The 16,622-nt window shown below is 40.5% G+C and carries 16 protein-coding genes and 1 tRNA gene; 13 read left to right on the forward strand and 4 right to left on the reverse strand.

Annotation, left to right across the window (positions count from 1 at the left end; translation table 11 throughout):
* Complete coding sequence (locus tag BUF13_RS06480; RefSeq protein WP_073570971.1) at positions 1–678, reverse strand: SDR family NAD(P)-dependent oxidoreductase; 678 nt, start codon at positions 676–678, stop codon at positions 1–3.
* Positions 679–734: 56 nt separating this feature from the next.
* Between BUF13_RS06480 and BUF13_RS06485 the strand changes: the two genes are divergently transcribed.
* Together BUF13_RS06485 and BUF13_RS06490 are read left to right on the forward strand one after the other, a co-directional pair.
* Positions 735–1,628, forward strand: coding sequence for a mechanosensitive ion channel family protein (locus BUF13_RS06485; protein WP_073570972.1), 894 nt, complete (start codon positions 735–737; stop codon positions 1,626–1,628).
* Positions 1,609–1,947, forward strand: coding sequence for an MGMT family protein (locus BUF13_RS06490; protein ID WP_073570973.1), 339 nt, complete (start codon positions 1,609–1,611; stop codon positions 1,945–1,947). Before BUF13_RS06485 ends, BUF13_RS06490 begins: the two co-directional genes overlap by 20 nt.
* Here BUF13_RS06490 and BUF13_RS06495 read toward each other — a convergent pair.
* Complete coding sequence (locus tag BUF13_RS06495) at positions 1,944–3,389, reverse strand: sodium:solute symporter (protein WP_073570974.1); 1,446 nt, start codon at positions 3,387–3,389, stop codon at positions 1,944–1,946. The two genes, BUF13_RS06490 and BUF13_RS06495, sit on opposite strands and share 4 nt — an antisense overlap.
* 61 nt (positions 3,390–3,450) lie before the next feature.
* On the opposite strand from BUF13_RS06495, the gene BUF13_RS06500 reads away from it, so the two are divergent.
* From BUF13_RS06500 to BUF13_RS06540, 9 genes are all read left to right on the forward strand, one after another.
* Positions 3,451–3,735, forward strand: a complete 285-nt coding sequence (locus tag BUF13_RS06500; RefSeq protein ID WP_134204404.1) for an ATP-dependent Clp protease adaptor ClpS — start codon at positions 3,451–3,453, stop codon at positions 3,733–3,735.
* Positions 3,736–3,746: 11 nt separating this feature from the next.
* Positions 3,747–4,367 carry a recombination mediator RecR gene (gene recR / locus BUF13_RS06505; RefSeq protein WP_073570976.1) on the forward strand — a complete coding sequence of 207 codons (621 nt, stop codon included), beginning with the start codon at positions 3,747–3,749 and terminating at the stop codon, positions 4,365–4,367.
* Positions 4,368–4,505: 138 nt separating this feature from the next.
* A tRNA-Ala gene (locus tag BUF13_RS06510) sits at positions 4,506–4,582 on the forward strand.
* Between the two features lie 170 nt (positions 4,583–4,752).
* Positions 4,753–7,788 carry an Eco57I restriction-modification methylase domain-containing protein gene (locus BUF13_RS06515; RefSeq protein WP_166669824.1) on the forward strand — a complete coding sequence of 1,012 codons (3,036 nt, stop codon included), beginning with the start codon at positions 4,753–4,755 and terminating at the stop codon, positions 7,786–7,788.
* Positions 7,778–8,443: a hypothetical protein gene (locus BUF13_RS06520; RefSeq protein ID WP_134204402.1), complete on the forward strand. Its 666-nt coding sequence runs from the start codon at positions 7,778–7,780 to the stop codon at positions 8,441–8,443. Before BUF13_RS06515 ends, BUF13_RS06520 begins: the two co-directional genes overlap by 11 nt.
* 159 nt (positions 8,444–8,602) lie before the next feature.
* The gene (locus tag BUF13_RS06525) at positions 8,603–9,013 is read left to right on the forward strand and encodes a hypothetical protein (RefSeq protein ID WP_073570978.1); all 411 of its coding nucleotides are present in this window, start codon (positions 8,603–8,605) and stop codon (positions 9,011–9,013) included.
* Positions 9,014–9,039: 26 nt separating this feature from the next.
* Positions 9,040–9,483 carry a hypothetical protein gene (locus tag BUF13_RS06530; RefSeq protein WP_073570979.1) on the forward strand — a complete coding sequence of 148 codons (444 nt, stop codon included), beginning with the start codon at positions 9,040–9,042 and terminating at the stop codon, positions 9,481–9,483.
* A gap of 11 nt (positions 9,484–9,494) precedes the next feature.
* Positions 9,495–9,767 (forward strand): hypothetical protein, encoded by a 273-nt coding sequence (locus BUF13_RS06535; protein WP_073570980.1) that lies wholly within the window; start codon positions 9,495–9,497, stop codon positions 9,765–9,767.
* Positions 9,768–10,589 (forward strand): HAD family hydrolase, encoded by an 822-nt coding sequence (locus BUF13_RS06540; RefSeq protein WP_073570981.1) that lies wholly within the window; start codon positions 9,768–9,770, stop codon positions 10,587–10,589.
* Here the strand turns inward: BUF13_RS06540 and BUF13_RS06545 are convergent.
* On the reverse strand, positions 10,586–11,263 hold the full coding sequence (locus tag BUF13_RS06545) for a DUF2461 domain-containing protein (protein ID WP_073570982.1): 678 nt from the start codon (positions 11,261–11,263) through the stop codon (positions 10,586–10,588). The two genes, BUF13_RS06540 and BUF13_RS06545, sit on opposite strands and share 4 nt — an antisense overlap.
* 42 nt (positions 11,264–11,305) lie before the next feature.
* Positions 11,306–12,601, reverse strand: a complete 1,296-nt coding sequence (locus BUF13_RS06550; RefSeq protein WP_073570983.1) for a UDP-N-acetylmuramoyl-tripeptide--D-alanyl-D-alanine ligase — start codon at positions 12,599–12,601, stop codon at positions 11,306–11,308.
* A 93-nt stretch (positions 12,602–12,694) separates the two neighbouring features.
* Here BUF13_RS06550 and BUF13_RS06555 point away from each other — a divergent pair, with 93 nt between their 5' ends.
* Together BUF13_RS06555 and BUF13_RS06560 are read left to right on the forward strand one after the other, a co-directional pair.
* Positions 12,695–14,761 carry a T9SS type A sorting domain-containing protein gene (locus tag BUF13_RS06555; protein ID WP_073570984.1) on the forward strand — a complete coding sequence of 689 codons (2,067 nt, stop codon included), beginning with the start codon at positions 12,695–12,697 and terminating at the stop codon, positions 14,759–14,761.
* 64 nt (positions 14,762–14,825) lie between these two features.
* Positions 14,826–16,529, forward strand: coding sequence for an amidohydrolase (locus tag BUF13_RS06560; protein ID WP_073570985.1), 1,704 nt, complete (start codon positions 14,826–14,828; stop codon positions 16,527–16,529).
* Positions 16,530–16,622: the final 93 nt, after the last annotated feature.

Genomic DNA, 16,622 nt, shown 5'->3' on the forward strand with positions numbered 1-16,622 from the left:
TCAAGCCTCACCGTAAAGTTTAAAGGTCATATTTCTCAATGCAGAATTATTGACAGCATAATGCATCGCTTCCGCAATATCTGTAGGGCTTACCCATTTCGCAAAATCTGCTTTGGGCATTGCTTCTCTATTTTGAGGGGTATCGATGATACTTGGCACAAAAACATGAGAACGAATCGCCGTATCCTGAGTTTCTGTAGCGATAATTTCTGCCAAAGAGATCACCATCTTTTTACTCATGGCATAGGCCAAAGTACCTGCTGCATCTTCCAGTTGCAAAGCGGGTCTGGAACCTACAAAAAGGAAAGTTCCTTTTTCCTGCTTTTTCAAGAATGGCAAAAAGCCTCTCACCAAATGATAGGCACTGAAAAAATTCAAAGTGAACATTTTCTCCAAATCTGCCTGATTGGTCTTTTCAATATTCCCCATTGCGAAACCTCCCACAAGAAGTGCCAAGGCATCTAAGTCCTGATATTGCAATTGGTATTCTTTGACAAACTCGGCAACAGACTTCTCATCTGTCACATCTACTTCATAGCAATCATCGGCTTCTTCGACTTCTTCTTCCTTTCCCGGATGAAGCAATGCGATCACATGGTATCCCTCTCGTTTAAATTTTTCTACAACAGCTGAACCTAAATTCCCAGCGGCACCAGTCACGATGATATTTCTACTCATAAGCTTAAAACACGATTGATTATTGCTAAAATTACCCTTTATTTTCCGATAACCTCATGAATCAGTTAAAAACCAGCATTCGTACCAAAGAGAACAAACGAAGGTTGAATTTTGCCATCAAGCTCATTCTCTTGATTTTACTCGAATATTTTTCGGAAGCAAATACTTTTCTAAAGCCGATTTTGGAAGACAATCTTGTTTTGAAAAACATCATCCGCGCATTCATCTTCTTACTAAGTGCCAATCTTATTATTTCCTTGGGCAGGATTATTACACTGCGTTTCTACCTTCAAAAAACTGCTGAAACAAAGGTCTTACCCAATTTCGTGGTGGGCATTGGAAGGATATCTGTTATCCTCAACGCGCTGGCACTTTTGATATCCCTAATGCTGGCTTTTGGAATCAAACCTCTTGAATTCCTTACATCCATCACCATTGTTGCGGCAGCGATTGCTCTTTTGACAAAGGATTACATTACCAGCATTGTCAATGGCTTGATTATCATGTTTTCAGAGCAATTGGAAATCGGGGACAAAATCAATATAGGAAGACACACGGGTTTTATCAGAGACATAACGCTGATGAATACTGTTTTGAAAAGCGAAACAGGCGAAATCATCATCATCCCAAACGCAATGGTTTTTGCGACAGATGTCGTCAATTACTCCAAAAACAACACGCATCAGGTAGTATTTGATGCAGAAATGGCCTATTCTACGGATCTTCAATTGAACCACTTGGAGCAAAGCCTTGGGCAAGTGCTGGAGAATTACAAAGAATATGTTTTCCTAGAGGGAGCCCAACTCAATGTATTGGAAAGAAAGTCTGACAATGTGTTGATCAGATATCAATTCCCTATCAAGTCAGGTGAAAAATTGATTGAAGCCCAAGTTAGAAAAACGATAAATCAAGCATTCTTAGATTGGACCAATGAACACAGAAAAGCCTAATTACTTCGATCTCGTATATCAGGTAGTCAAAGAAATCCCATCTGGAAGAGTTTGCTCCTATGGCACCATTGCCAATTATTTGGGTCTGAAAAGCGGTGCCAGAATGGTTGGTTATGCCATGAATGCAGCTCATACCTTACCAGATGTCCCGGCTCATAGAGTTGTAAATCGCCAAGGGCTTTTGACCGGAAAAAACCACTTCGAAACTCCAACTAAAATGCAAGAATTACTTGAAGCCGAAGGCGTCAAAGTAGTAAAAGATAAAGTTCAGGATTTCGAAAATCTGTTTTGGGATCCAGAAAAGGAACTGGGATTTTAATCCTTTTTCCTAAACAGGTAAAGACCCAAAAACATCAACAACCCATTCAAGATCAAAGCTTCAAAGCCAAACTTATATCCCCAAAGCAATTTTTCTGAGTTTGATGCGATTGCAAAAGTGATCAAAGGAGCTGCAACAGCTATGTAAGGCACGAATTTGTCCTGAACCTTCATTTTTGTAAATAAGCCAAAGGCATACAGTCCCAGCAAAGGCCCATAGGTATATCCAGCAATGATAAATACCGAATTGATCACACTTTGATCATTGATCCAGTGAAAAATCAAGATGGCAAAAAACATGATGGCAGTAAATACTAAATGCACTTTTTTGCGGATTGGAACCCTCTTTTCGGCTGGATATTTTCTTTCAATTTCCAGAAAATCAATACAAAAAGAAGTTGTCAATGCCGTCAAAGTAGAATCGGCACTGGAATAAGCCGCTGCAGTGATGCCCAACACAAAAACAATCCCTGCAAAGGCAGAAAAATGCTCTGTCGCCAGCATCGGAAATAATTCATCCGTTTTTGCAGGAATGCTTATTCCTTTGGTTTCAGCATACAGATACAACATCACCCCAAGGCCCAAAAACATCAAATTGACAATCACCAAAATAGTGGTAAACCAGAACATGTTTTTCTGAGCCTCACCAATATTTTTACAAGTCAAATTCTTCTGCATCATATCCTGATCAAGCCCAGTCATCACAATTGTGATAAATGCCCCAGAGATAAATTGCTTAAAGAAATTGGTTCCTGCTTTCCAATCCCAATTGAAGATTTTGGAGCGACTATCATCTGCAGCAGCAGAGAAATATTCTCCAATCCCGTTGAAATCTAACTCATCACCTACTAACTTGATGCTCACAACGACAGCCAGTAGCATAAAGAACGTTTGCAACGTATCAGTCCATACGACTGTCTTGATTCCTCCTCGGTGGGTATAGAGCCAAATCAATCCCACTGTGATCAACACTGAAACCCAAAATGGAATCCCCAAAGAGTCAAACAAAATCAGTTGAAGAACTGAGGCAACAAGAAAGACTCTCAGGGAGGAACCTAAAGTCCTGGAAAGGATAAAAAAGAATGCTCCGGTTTTGTAAGACCAGAATCCGAATCGATCTTCCAAATAGGAATAGATCGAAATCAGATTGAGTTTGTAATAAAGCGGCAGCAAAACTTTGGCGATTGTAAAATAGCCCAGTGTATAACCCAAAACAACCTGAAAGTAATAGAAGTTGGTATTACCTACTTCACCTGGAACGGATATGAAAGTCACTCCAGAAAGGGAGGCGCCTATCATTCCAAAGGCAACCAAAAACCAGGGAGATTGTCTATCCCCAGTGAAGAAAGTATCAGCCGTAACCTTCCTTGATGTAAACCAAGAAATCAAAAACAGCAACAAAAAATAACAGGAGATAACAAAAAGGACGAGTTGGGGATTCATAATCAGTTTATGGTGAGTCGCCAAAATTGTTCATTATTATTAATTTTGCAAAATGATTGAAATGAGCACACCATTCCCTCAGATAGAAGAAGAAGAGGTTGCCCTCGAGGAGCTGTTGGACCTAGAGTCTCATGACCTAATCGTATTCAATGATGACATCAATACGTTTGACCATGTAGCAAATATTTTGGTCAAAGTGTGTAAGCATACCCGTGAGCAAGCTGAGCAATGTACTTTGATCATTCACTATAAGGGCAAATGCGCTGTAAAAAAAGGCAGCCAAGAAGAGCTAAAACCCATGTGTGAAGCTATATTAGATGCAGGAATTCAAGCTACCATCGTTTAACATCCCCTTAAGTGAATTTTCCTTCCAAACTGATCGAAGATGCCGTAACCGAAATCTCCAGACTTCCTGGTATCGGTAAAAAAACTGCACTTAGACTAGCCCTACACCTTCTCAAACAAAACGAAGCCCATACGGAGGCTTTGACTTTGGCTCTATCGCGTATGCGCTCCGAGATCAAATATTGCAAAACCTGTCACAATATCGCAGACGATGAAGAATGCAGTATTTGCAAAAGTCATAGACGTGACTCTTCCATTATTTGCGTGGTAGAGGACATGAGAGATGTATTGGCTATCGAAAACACCAATCAGTATTTAGGAAAATACCATGTGCTGGGAGGAGTAATTTCTCCTATTCAAGGCATCGGGCCAGAGGAATTGAAAATCGAATCACTTCTAGAGAGAATCGAAAAGAATAAAGATTCGGAACCCGTAAAAGAAATAATTCTGGCATTAAGTGCTACGATGGAAGGTGATACCACTTCTTTTTATTTAGCTAAAAAGCTGAAAGAAAAAGGAGTATCCGTCAGCACCATCGCTAGAGGAATTCCTGTTGGCGGAGAATTGGAATTCACCGATGAAGTTACTTTAGGCAGAAGTATCATGACACGCATTAATTACAATACCGATTAATTTTTTATTTGGCGAATTAAATCCACATCCTATATTTGCACACCAATAATTGGGGGATTAGCTCACCCCGATAGCTATCGTGGGGGCTAAGCGCTACAAAATTTATCCTAAGGATATTTAAAAGCGAACCTAGGACTTGGGGGATTAGCTCAGCTGGCTAGAGCGCTACACTGGCAGTGTAGAGGTCATCGGTTCGACTCCGTTATCCTCCACCAAAAGCTTCACAGAAATGTGAGGCTTTTTTGTTGTAGTGTGACCAAAGCGTTCAATCTTCTTAGGAATTATGAATTTGTAATAAATTCAAATTCTCAGACACTATTTGCCAATTCTATGGTTTAAACGCCAAATTCTTATACTAAATTGTCCTACAAATAAATTTTGAATTTTGAGAAGTCTCAACCAAATATTTTCTAAGCTAGGTCTATCTCAAGAAAATGGATTATACATTACCATTGAAAATAAATGGATTGGGCTTTTTTCAAATCGGGTTGAACGACTGATTTCGAATGTAATAAAACCAAATGCCTTTTTCTGTATTGACAAAAAGCCTTTCATCCTTTTTTTCGAGGGAATTGAAAACAAACAAGAAAAGCTAAAAGAAATTTGGAACTTTAACGAATCCCCAATAGTGATAATCATTGAGTCGGATGCTGTTGAAATCTACAATGGTTATAATTATATCTCTAGTGAAGAAACATTACAACAATTCGGAACAGATGATCAACTAACTGATTTTAGCTACTTTGAACTCGTAACTGGCAAAACTTGGGAAAGGTACCTTGATGATTTCAGCTATGATAAACGTGTTGATTTTCACCTACTTGAAAACATAAAAGCGGCAAGAAACCTTCTTATTTCTCATCCCGGAGGAATCACAAAAGAACTCGCTAACTCATTGTTAGGAAAAATCATTTTTGTTCGTTACCTCATTGATCGCAAAATCGGAATCGACTTCGAGCAAAAGGGCAATTCGCGAAATTGGACAAACGATGAGTTTTGCACACTGCTCAATAACAAAGGACAGGTTAAGGCATTTTTTCGTTACCTGAAAGACAAGTTTAACGGAGATCTTTTCCCTATCAGTGATGATGAATTTGATCAGATCCCAGATGGTTGTCTTCATGTAATCATTAGCCTGCTCTCAGGCAATGAGATTGTAACAGGGCAAACCTCCTTTTTCGACCTGTATGATTTCTCCATTATCCCGGTGGAGTTTATCAGCAACGTATACGAACTGTTTATCGGACAAAATGAGCAAGAGGAACAGGGAGCCTACTACACCCCGCTATTTTTGGTTGATTACATCTTAGCCGAAACGGTTGAAAAAAGGTTTCGTCAGTTCCCAGAAACCACTACCTGCAAGGTGCTTGACCCCGCATGTGGCTCAGGTATTTTCTTGGTAGAAACCCTGCGGAAGATCATCGAGAGGTTTCAGAAAAACAACCCAGAATTCAATGGCAACCCTGAATTATATAAGGAAAATTTAAGAACGCTGGTTTGCGAAAACATATACGGTATAGATAAAGATCCCAGCGCAGTAAACGTGGCAATTTTTTCCATCTACTTAACCTTACTAGATTACCAAAACCCATCTGACATTGAAACATTTAAATTCCCTCCACTTTTAAATAAAAACTTCTTTGCCGCCGATTTTTTCGATTTAAAAGCCAGTTACAATACGCTTTTCAGCCGATTCGAATTTAATTTTATTTTAGGCAACCCGCCTTGGAAGCGTGGACAAGGTGAAGGGAACAACCCCTTGTTTGTACAATACATCTCCCACCGAAAGCGAAAAGAAAAGGGCGAGGGAGAAATCGAAATTGGAATCAGTAACCGGGAAATAGCGCAGGCCTTTGTTTTCCGTGTAAGTGATTTTTGTACCAACACCACAAAAATCGCGCTCATTGCAACCAGCAAAATACTTTATAACTTGAATGCTAAGGGCTTCCGTCAATACCTGCTCAATCGCTTTGTGATAAATAAAGTATTTGAGCTGGCCCCTGTTCGGAAGGAAGTCTTTGACCGATCAAACGATAAAGCGGTGGGGCCCGCTGCAGTACTGTTTTATCAATTAAGCGGAGAGTTAGACACGGATTCCAACGTGGTCGAACACATTGCTTTAAAACCAAGCCGATTCTTTTCCCTATTCAAAGTGTTCACCATCCAACGCAATGACTACAAACAGGTCAATCAAAAGCAGCTTAAGGAGTTTGATTACTTGTGGAAGGTTCTTGTTTACGGAAGCTACTTGGATTTCAATTTGATTCGAAGATTAAAGGAATCATTTCAATCTATCGGAGAGTTAATCTCTAATGAAGATGAGTTTTTGATCGGGCAAGGTGCCATGGTGGGGGGAGGCGATGAGAATGACGCAACTCATTTGATGGGTAGACCCTTTCTAAATTCAAGAAGGGATATTTCCGCTTTCTGGGTTAATCCGCATCCAAATGAGACTTGGCAGTTTGCAACGGTGCACAGACCAAGGAATCGACAACTCTATCAAGCTCCGATGCTATTGGTAACCACTGGTGTAACAAATACACTAAAATCAGTTTCGGCTGTTTGCGAGTGTGATGTTGTGTTCAAACACGCGCTAACGGCTATTAAGACGCATAAAAAGAAGTATTTAAACAATTTATATGCAATTGCTGGCTTGATCAACTCCTCGATGTTCGCCTACTTTAACCTTTTGACATTCAGTTCATCAGGTATAGAAAGAGAGCAGGCTCATGATGTGGAAAAGTTCAGTGTTCCCTACGTTCATTCTGAAAAGGTAATCGAAATAACTTCTTCTATTCATCAACTAAAGAAAGAAGCATATTCACCCAAGAATTTCCTCACAACACAAAGTATTGAAAGCGAAATTGAATTGAAGCTTTTTGAACTCGATGCTGCAATTCTTGAAGCTTTTTCGCTAACGGCTCAAGAAAGGGATGTTGTCGATTACTCAATTGATGTAAGCATCCCAATTCAAATGAGGCATTCAAACCACGAGATTCTATTTGAGCCAGCTACTTCAAAAGATCAAGTGTTAGTTAATTACATAAACCTATTCACAGAAAGGCTTAGTCCTGCTTTTGAGAAAAAGCGGAAGAAAATCGTTGTTGAGGTAATACTGACAAGGCAGATTGTAGGCATGTTTTTTACGCTGGCTGGTATTGAGGATAATGCACCAACAATAACTTGGGCTAATTCAGATAACGCTTCAATCCTTAACAAATTGATTGCCATAGGCAGCGAAAAAATTACTGATCGGCTTTTCATTCAAAAAGATGTCAGGGGTTTTGAAAAAGATGGATTTTACATCGTAAAACCTAATGAAAAGCGGCTGTGGTACAAGGCTATAGGTCATCTCGATGTAAATGAATTTGCCAATGCCATGCTCACCACCGGAAAAAACAAAACGCTCAATGTTCGGTAGGTTAGATGCTTCAAGTTTCAGTGGTTCCATTCCCTTTTATCAAGGGGAGTTTGAAATTATCCTTTCAAAGATTACCGCTTGTTACCACCTCATGCTTTCCGATGGCGTTCAGGTACCGAATGATGAAAATGGGATAAGGGATTCGCTTTTGATCGACTACCTCCAGAACAACGATATCCGAAAACAATTGGACATGATATGGTGGAATTTTGATAGGGAAGTTCCGGAAAGTACGACCGTTGGCAGGACAGACATAAAGGTAAAACCCCTAAACCCATTTATTGACCATGAGGCATATTACATCATTGAATGTAAGCGACTTGATAGTGTAAATACCACAGGGGCAACGGGGCTTAATGCAAAGTATATAGAGAACGGAATTATCCGTTTCGTCACCAAACAGTATTCATCATATTACCAGGTAAACGGCATGATCGGTTTTGTGGTAGCACCTCTAGACATTCATTCTAACATAGATTGTATAAACAAATTACTGGAGACCTCATTCACTTTTGTTACCACGAGCAAAAAAATTTCACGAGCCTATTTTATAAAACACTTTGAATATCAATACACTTCTTCCCATTTAGATAAGGACAACGTAGGTTTAGAAATATACCATCTCATGTTTGACTTTTCTAAACAAATAAATTAAGTCCTTCTTGCCCTTTTGCGTGTCTCAACGTAAATCTATTTGGAGACTTTTTGGCAGAAAACACCCTGATTCTATCGCTTTTTAGTTTTCATATTGTTTCGTTTCTCCATTTCCCCACGTCTTTGGAGAAATCTTATTTACTTTAAATCCATGAACAGAATGCTCTATTTATTAATTGCTTTTGCTTTCTTCTCCTGCAATCAAGAGGAGCCGTGTTCTGTTTTTAAATTGGATGAACCGGTAGAGATACCACTTCACGAAACAATCACCCATTGTACCGAATTGATTTCTATTTCCTTTTTGGATATCACTCAAGACTCTCGATGTCCAGAAAATGTCGTCTGCGTTTGGCAAGGCCTAGTTGAGGTCGAGATTTTATTCGAGGTGCAAGGAAAGGAAGAAAACATCAAATTAAGCTCTTACCCTCAATTTGAAGGGGTCCCCAATTCGGTCAATTTCAACGGATATTCCATCAAATTGGTGGATGTTACCCCTTATCCGAATACCACAAAAAAATACCGAGAAGAAGATTACAGGCTAGTCGTTCAAGTTGAAAAGACTGTCGACTAATCGTATCTTGCTGAAAAGACTCAGCAATGATCAGCAGACAATTCAAAATTTTATTTTTCACCTTTCTCTCAGCAATTTTTCTTCATTCCTGTTCCTGCGACCCCGAAAGGATCGCCTCCCTTGCCATGAGAGGAATGGAAACCATGATGGGAGAAGGTTTTTTACCTTCAGACGAAATACGGGCATTGGGTGGGTTTCAATATGTCAGCGTGAATCTGAATAAATCTACTACCGAAGACACCGAGTCATCAACCATTTTCCTTAAACTCCAAAATGGAGATCCATTGGTATTAGGAAATCAACCTGAAGTCCTGGCTAGAAAATGTGCGGAGATTTATGTCATGGACTTTGAAAATGCTTCAGATTATCAACAAATTACAGTTCAGTTTATACAAACAGACCCTCAAAATCCTGATAATTTTGCCCTGCAAGAATACGAGTTTCAGGTTGAGGATTTGCTTTCAACTTAAACACCAGCAAAATGAACATCCCTGAAGAATTTAAAAAACCACCCTTATCCCTAGGCGATTGGGTCATCAATGTAATCATCTCCAAAATCCCACTAATTGGCTTCATCATGCTCATTGTTTGGGCAGTAGACAACAATACTGAGGAAAACAAAGCCAATTGGGCAAAAGCAGAATTGATCTCCTGGCTCATTGGATTCGCGATTGCTATGATATTTGTCGCAATCATAGGTTTTGGAGTATTTGCTAACTTCGCTGACGAAATTGACTGGTCACAAATCGATTAAATGAAATACAAAGCCATTTGTTCCGATATAGACGGAACCCTATTAAACTCTGAAAGAGACCTTTCCGAAAAGCTCAAAAATCTAGTCTATACCTTACCTGAGGATTTCCCTGTCATCTTGGCTAGCTCCAGAATGCCTGATGCTATGAGACACTTGCTTCAGGATCTGAAAAGACCATTGGAACCTTTGATTGCCTACAATGGAGGCTTTGTCATTGACCAGCATGGAAAAGTGTTGGACTCTGTCGAGATCCCCTTGGATTTGGTCTCAAAGATCATTGAACTGACTCAGAAAACTGAGATTCATGTCAGCTTATATCAAGGTGAAAATTGGTATGAGGAAAAAGAAGATTATTGGTCGAAGCGAGAAATCAAAAACACCAAAGTGGAGCCTACTTGGCAAGATCACAAAAGCACTTTGGAGCTTTGGAAGGAAAGTAATTCCGGTGCTCACAAAGTCATGGTAATGGGCGATATCAATGAAATCAGCTGGCTTTTTGGAGAATTACATTTGGCCTACAACGGTCAAATCCACTTGTACCGTTCCAAAGACACTTATATCGAGATTGCTCCGAAAAAGATCTCCAAAGCAACTGCTCTTGAATTAGTCCTGAATAAGCTTTACACTTTTGGAATGGATGATGTCATCGCTTTTGGTGATAATTATAACGATATCGACTTGATCCAATCCGTAGGTTGGGGAGTAGCAGTCGCCAATGCCAGACCCGAAGTCAAATCCGTTGCAAAGGAGATTACTTTGGGAAATAAGGAAGATGGAGTGGCCGTAGCTTTGGAGCGTTTGATGAATTTGGCTAAAACTTAAAGTATATCCCCTCCACCTTCGACATCCTCGATTGCCTGGGCCAAAAAGTCATTGAAGGGCTTCATTTTTCGGAAGCCTTCCATGGCCAAATTGATGTAATTTCCCGAATCCACATCCTTATCAGAAATAGGCCGAGTCACCGTAAAACTCTTCAATTTCAGGTATTCGATATAGGGATGATCCGCTTCATAATCACGGGGACTAGTTTTGAGCTTTTCCCCACTGATTTCTCCAAATAGCTTTTTGAATTCAGACTCTGATTCTATTTTTTCTAATTCCGCTCCCGAGTAATCAATCTCCTTTCTGATTTTTTTCAATACATCCGAAGGCGGCATCCAAATCCCACCTCCAAAAAATGAATTCCCCGGTTGAACCTGCACGTAATACCCTGGACCATCTGACTTTTTCCCTCCAGGGGAGAAATAGGCACCAAAATTCAATTTGTAGGGATTCTTATTGGCAGAAAAACGAATATCTCTGTTTTGGCGAAACACACATTCCTTGGGCTTGAAGGTTGAAAACTCCGGCTCCAGTTCAGATAATTGCTTCAAAAACACCTCCACATCTTCCAAAAATTCAGCCCTCGTATCCTGATACCATTTCTTGTTGGCATCCATCCATTCTTTGGAATTATTCTCGGCTAATTGGGATAAAAATTTCAGGTAAGATCTCATGGGAATGTTTTGTTTTGGTAACTCGGGGTTCTTCCGAAAAGTTTAAATAAAATCGACTAAGGTTTCTAGCTTCATCCCCCGACTTCCTTTGATCAGAATCAGATAATCTTCCAATTGACTATCCTGAAGCCAGTTTCTGAAAGAAAAAGGATCTGGGAAATAAAGTGCCTTTGGAGCCTTTTCCAAAGCTGACACAACCAGCTTCCCGGTAAAACAAACTTTGTCAATCGGGTATTCGCTGACGATTTCACCTAACTTTCTATGCTCGGCTTCAGCATGATCACCCAACTCAAACATATCTCCCAAAATGATCATTTTATGCTTTTTCCCGGTCATCTGACCAAACGTTCGGATCGCCACCTCCATGCTTGAGGGATTGGCATTGTAGGCATCCAAAATGATCAAATTGCTACGCTTCTCGATTAATTGAGACCTCATATTGGAAGGCTTGTATTCTACTACAGCTTCCACAGCTTTTTCCATCGGAACACCGAAAAACTTCCCAATAGTCAAGGCATTGGCAATGTTTCCGAAATTATAAGCTCCGATCAGAGAAGTCAGATGCTCGCCCTCCACTTGCTCTACCGAGAATTTTACAAAAGGATTTGCTTCAATAAAACTAACTTCACAAAAATCTCCTTTGGCAGGGTACAAAATCGGATCTTCAAACCTCTTGATCATATTGGCCAATATCGGATCATGTGAATTGATAAAGACAGTCCCCTTATTGGCTCTTAAATGCTGGTAAAGCTCTGTTTTTGTTTTCAAAACTCCTTCTGGCCCACCCATTCCTTCTAAATGAGCTCTCCCAATATTGGTGATGAAACCATGGGTCGGCTCAGCGATCTCACAAAGCTCCTGAATATCTCCCGGCTTGTTTGCTCCCATTTCCACGATGGCAATCTCAGCATCTTTGGGTATTTCCAGCAAAGTCAAAGGCACCCCGATATGATTGTTCAGATTTCCTCTCGTAGCTGAAGTTTTGAATGTCGTTTTCAAAACTGCATGTAGCAATTCTTTAGAGGTAGTCTTCCCATTACTTCCTGTGAGACCGATCACAGGAATATCCAATTGGTGTCGATGGTAGTTAGCCAGTTTTTGCAAACAGGTTAAGGCATCTTCGCAGATAAAATATCGCTCGTCATCCTCTTCGAAATAGGCGATTTCATCAATCACCACTGCCGAAGCCCCCATTTCCAAAGCTTTCGGAGCAAACTCATTTGCATTGAAATTGGGCCCTTTCAAGGCGAAAAAGATGTTCCCCGGTTCAATTTTTCGGGTATCGGTGCTTACCCCCGTACTTTTCAAAAAGAGCTGATATAGAATTGCGATATTCATTTAAAATCGATTTTACCCCAAAATAAACGAATGATCACATCTTTGGACTGGTGATTCCGTATTAATTTTAGAATTCGGAACCAACCCCTGCCCATGCGATTATTTCTAGTAGGTATTTTTCTTTTTGTCACTTCGGTAGCTTTTTCTCAAAAGACTTTTACCCTCGATTCGCATCCTTCGATTCAAATTAATGGTGAAACACTTTCATCTCCCTTTTCTGGGGGGATCAATTCAGCCCAGATCCAAACGATAGATTTGAATGGAGATGGTCAGGATGACTGGGTAGTTTGGGACATCAATTCTCGACAGCTCACGATCTTTGAAAAAGAAGGAGAAGAATGGTTAGCCAGACCTGAATGGGCCTATTTTTTCCCGGATGACATCAGTGGTTTTTTGGCGCTAGCGGACTATGATGGAGATGGAAAAAAAGATTTGTTTACCTCCACCGCTTTGGGGATCAAAGTTTATAAAAACACTTCTTCTGGGAATTCTATTTCTTGGGAGCTGGCCAGAAACTTCCTTCCTCTTGAAAACGGATCCAATATTCAAGCAAATAATCTAGACACTCCCCTGATTCGGGATTTGGATGGCGATGGAGATTTGGACTTGGTAATTTTCAATTTTGCTGCAGGTGATTATCTGGAATTTTATAAAAACACTTCGGTAGAAAGAAATGGCTCTCCTGATATTGATGGATTTGAATCCGCAATTCCATTCTGGGGAAATTTCACATTCTGCGGTTGCGAAAATGTTCTTTTTGGAAAATCATGTTCTGGCCAAGATTTAAGAGTTTTGGAAAATGAAAATAGCCGAATTCAGCATGCTGGAGGGCATTCCATTCTTTACAGAGATTTTAATGGAGACGGAATTTCTGATTTGGTTTTGGGCAGAGACGAATGTCAAATTTTATTTTTCTTGCCCAATGAAGGCACAGAAACAACTCCCCTATTCACCAGCTTTTCTCATGAAATCCCAGGATTAGGAGACCTGCCTACATTTCCCATCTTCCACAATCCGAATTGGATTGATGATCAATTTATCATTTCACTCAATTCCAATGAAGCGGCTCAAACTTATGGAATCGATTATGAAAATTCGGTTTTTACATTTGATGGGAAAATAGAGCCTATTCTGCAAAATCAGACTTTGGATTTGGGTGAAAATTCCAAGCCTTTCTTCAGCGGAAACAAAAATGGAGGATACCTTTTTGTGACATCTAATGTAACTCGCGAGGGAAGCGCTTTAGGTGAAATCGCAGAGTTTACTTTCTCAAACAATCAATTCGATCTGACTAATAGAAATCAGGAAATCCGAAGCTTGGGACTTTGGAACATTCAGTATTTGGAGCCTTTGGATAACCTCGGAAATCCCTACCCGATCCTCACCGGCCAAAGATGGGAACAAAGCATTCCTAGACAGATTATTTTCACTCAAGTTGAAGGAGAATGGCAGGAAAGAGACATTTCAGGATACAATGCTGAGCGAGGAGATTATATCCAGTTTTTTGAGTATCAAAATCAGCATTATCTTCTCGTAGCTGGTCAAAATGGCGCTTTGGATTTGTATGAAATGAATTTCTCAATTTTAGAAGCCAATTTGATTGAAGAGAATTTTCTTGATTTTTCTGATAACCCTTCTAACCGAAACCTCAGCATTGCGGTGGTCGAAGGGGAAAGTCCAAACCTCTATGCGGTGGACCAAAGGGGAATTCTTGTTTTCATTGAAAACTTTATGGAAAACACTCAACGAGAGGAAGTTCAAATAGAAGTCGGCGAAGAAAGTTTTTCCACCAGACTGGGAAGAAATACTTGGATTGCAGTTGTCTCTCCTGTCTTGGGAAATGACCACGATTTGATTTTGGGCACACGTGCTGGAGGATTGCTTTACCTAACTGGAGTTTCCTCGCCTACTTCTCCGTCAGAAGAGAGTCAATTAATCGTTTTCCCAAATCCAAGTGACGGTCCAATTAAGATCGTCTCAAATCAAAGTGGAACAGGTAGACTAATTACCTCTTTGGGACAGGTTCTTTTGGATAAAATCTCAATCACAGCTGGACAAGAAGTAGAAATCCAATCAGGATTCCTGACTCCGGGGCTTTACATTTTTCAAATGGAGACCTCAAATGGCTCCCGAATCGCCAAAAAAGTCTGGATTCGCTAATTACAAGATTGGTTTTGTAGGCATTCTGTAAACTCGTAGCTTTCGATACAGAATATCTATCCCTATGAAACATCTATTTCTTTTAGGAATCCTTGGAGTTTTCCTTTTCTCCTGTTCCTCCCAACCAGAAAACCCAGCCGATTCGGTATTTATCAACGGAACGATCTACACGGTTGATTCCCGAAATCCAAAAGTTGAAGCAGTAGCTGTCAAAGACGGTCTGATCCAAGCGGTAGGTACCACTGAGGAAATCAATGCCTTTGTCGGAAATGACACCGAAGTCATCGACTTAGCCGGTGAAACCATGACTCCCGGACTGATTGAATCTCATGCCCACCTGATGGGAATCGGATACAATAAACTGGAGCTGGATCTGATGTATGTAAAAACTTACGACGAACTGGTTGAAAAAGTGGCTGAGGCAGTAGCCAAGTCCAATCCAGGCGATTGGATTGTGGGTAGAGGATGGCATCAAGATAAATGGATCGAAAAGCCTGAGAAAACGGTGAAAGGTTTCCAAACAAATGATGAACTCAACGAAGTTTCTCCGAACAACCCAGTCTACTTAAGTCATGCATCCGGTCACGCCTCCTTTGTGAATGGAAAAGCATTGGAATTGGCTGGAATTGCTAATCTAAAGGGAGAAAGACCTGTAGAAATTGAAGGTGGGGAAATTATCGTTGATGAATTAGGGAATCCTACAGGAATCTTATCAGAAAGAGCGTCTGGCTTGGTTGCAAGATTGATCCCGAATGAAACTCCAGAAAGAGCAGCTGAAGCATTGACTTTGGCACTTCAAGAATTGGCAGAAAAAGGCATAACTTCTTTCCATGATGCAGGTTCAGGACAGGATGTGATCGATTTAGTTGACCAGTTTAAAAAAGAAGGGAAGTTAACTTCCAGAATGTATATCATGCTGACAGGTCGCCAGCCTGAACTTTTGGAAGAATGGTATAAAAAAGGCCCTATGATCGATCAAGATCACCTTTTGACAGTGAGATCCATCAAATTGAATTGTGATGGCGCATTGGGAAATCGAGGAGCTTGGTTATTGGAGGATTATTCTGATAGAGCCGGACATAGAGGGCATGAAACACTTCCAATGTCGGTTGTCACTGAGGTTTCTGAAAAGGCATTACCTCTTGGTTTTCAAGTTTGCGCCCATGCTATTGGAGATAGAGCAAATCAGGAAGTTTTGGATCGATACGAGGCGGCATTTGCCAAAAATCCAGAGATAAAAGATCACAGATTCAGAATCGAACATGCACAACATATCGACTTGGAGGACATTCCAAGATTTGGTGAAATGGGAGTGATTGCAGCTATGCAAGCCATCCATTTGAGCTCTGACAGACCTTGGGCCATTGACAGATTGGGAGAGAAAAGAATTGTTGACGGCGCTTACGTGTGGCAGAAGTTGATGAAAAGTGGTGCAGTGGTAACCAACGGAACTGATGCCCCAGTTGAGCCTGTTGATCCGATTCCATCTTTTTATGCTTCTGTGACAAGAAAAACTCTAGCAGGGACACCAGAAGGAGGCTATGAAGCAAGTCAAAAAATGACTCGTGAAGAAGCCTTGAAATCCTATACTTTGGATGGTGCTTTCGCTGAGTTCGAAGAGGATTTCAAAGGATCTATCGAAGTAGGTAAAGTAGCAGATTTCACTGTGTATGACAAAAACATCATGGAAATCCCCGAAGATGAAATATTGGATACCAAAGTGGTGAGAACGGTAGTTGGTGGAAAGACGGTGTTCAGTGGTCAGTAATCAGTTGGCAGTTGGCAGGTTACAGTAAGCAGTAGGCAGTGAGTAGTAGACAAACGAAAAAGTGCCAAAGCTGAATGCTTAAGTAAGAAATCT

Origin of the sequence: Algoriphagus zhangzhouensis (assembly GCF_900148515.1) — a bacterium.
Classification (GTDB): domain Bacteria; phylum Bacteroidota; class Bacteroidia; order Cytophagales; family Cyclobacteriaceae; genus Algoriphagus; species Algoriphagus zhangzhouensis.

Coding starts and splice junctions, on each gene's coding strand:
- BUF13_RS06480 (WP_073570971.1), bottom strand. CDS start 678: ATGAGTAGAAATATCATCGTGACTGGTGCCGCTGGGAATTTAGGTTCA.
- BUF13_RS06485 (WP_073570972.1), top strand. CDS start 735: ATGAATCAGTTAAAAACCAGCATTCGTACCAAAGAGAACAAACGAAGG.
- BUF13_RS06490 (WP_073570973.1), top strand. CDS start 1,609: ATGAACACAGAAAAGCCTAATTACTTCGATCTCGTATATCAGGTAGTC.
- BUF13_RS06495 (WP_073570974.1), bottom strand. CDS start 3,389: ATGAATCCCCAACTCGTCCTTTTTGTTATCTCCTGTTATTTTTTGTTG.
- BUF13_RS06500 (WP_134204404.1), top strand. CDS start 3,451: ATGAGCACACCATTCCCTCAGATAGAAGAAGAAGAGGTTGCCCTCGAG.
- BUF13_RS06520 (WP_134204402.1), top strand. CDS start 7,778: ATGTTCGGTAGGTTAGATGCTTCAAGTTTCAGTGGTTCCATTCCCTTT.
- BUF13_RS06525 (WP_073570978.1), top strand. CDS start 8,603: ATGCTCTATTTATTAATTGCTTTTGCTTTCTTCTCCTGCAATCAAGAG.
- BUF13_RS06530 (WP_073570979.1), top strand. CDS start 9,040: ATGATCAGCAGACAATTCAAAATTTTATTTTTCACCTTTCTCTCAGCA.
- BUF13_RS06535 (WP_073570980.1), top strand. CDS start 9,495: ATGAACATCCCTGAAGAATTTAAAAAACCACCCTTATCCCTAGGCGAT.
- BUF13_RS06540 (WP_073570981.1), top strand. CDS start 9,768: ATGAAATACAAAGCCATTTGTTCCGATATAGACGGAACCCTATTAAAC.
- BUF13_RS06545 (WP_073570982.1), bottom strand. CDS start 11,263: ATGAGATCTTACCTGAAATTTTTATCCCAATTAGCCGAGAATAATTCC.
- BUF13_RS06550 (WP_073570983.1), bottom strand. CDS start 12,601: ATGAATATCGCAATTCTATATCAGCTCTTTTTGAAAAGTACGGGGGTA.
- BUF13_RS06555 (WP_073570984.1), top strand. CDS start 12,695: ATGCGATTATTTCTAGTAGGTATTTTTCTTTTTGTCACTTCGGTAGCT.
- BUF13_RS06560 (WP_073570985.1), top strand. CDS start 14,826: ATGAAACATCTATTTCTTTTAGGAATCCTTGGAGTTTTCCTTTTCTCC.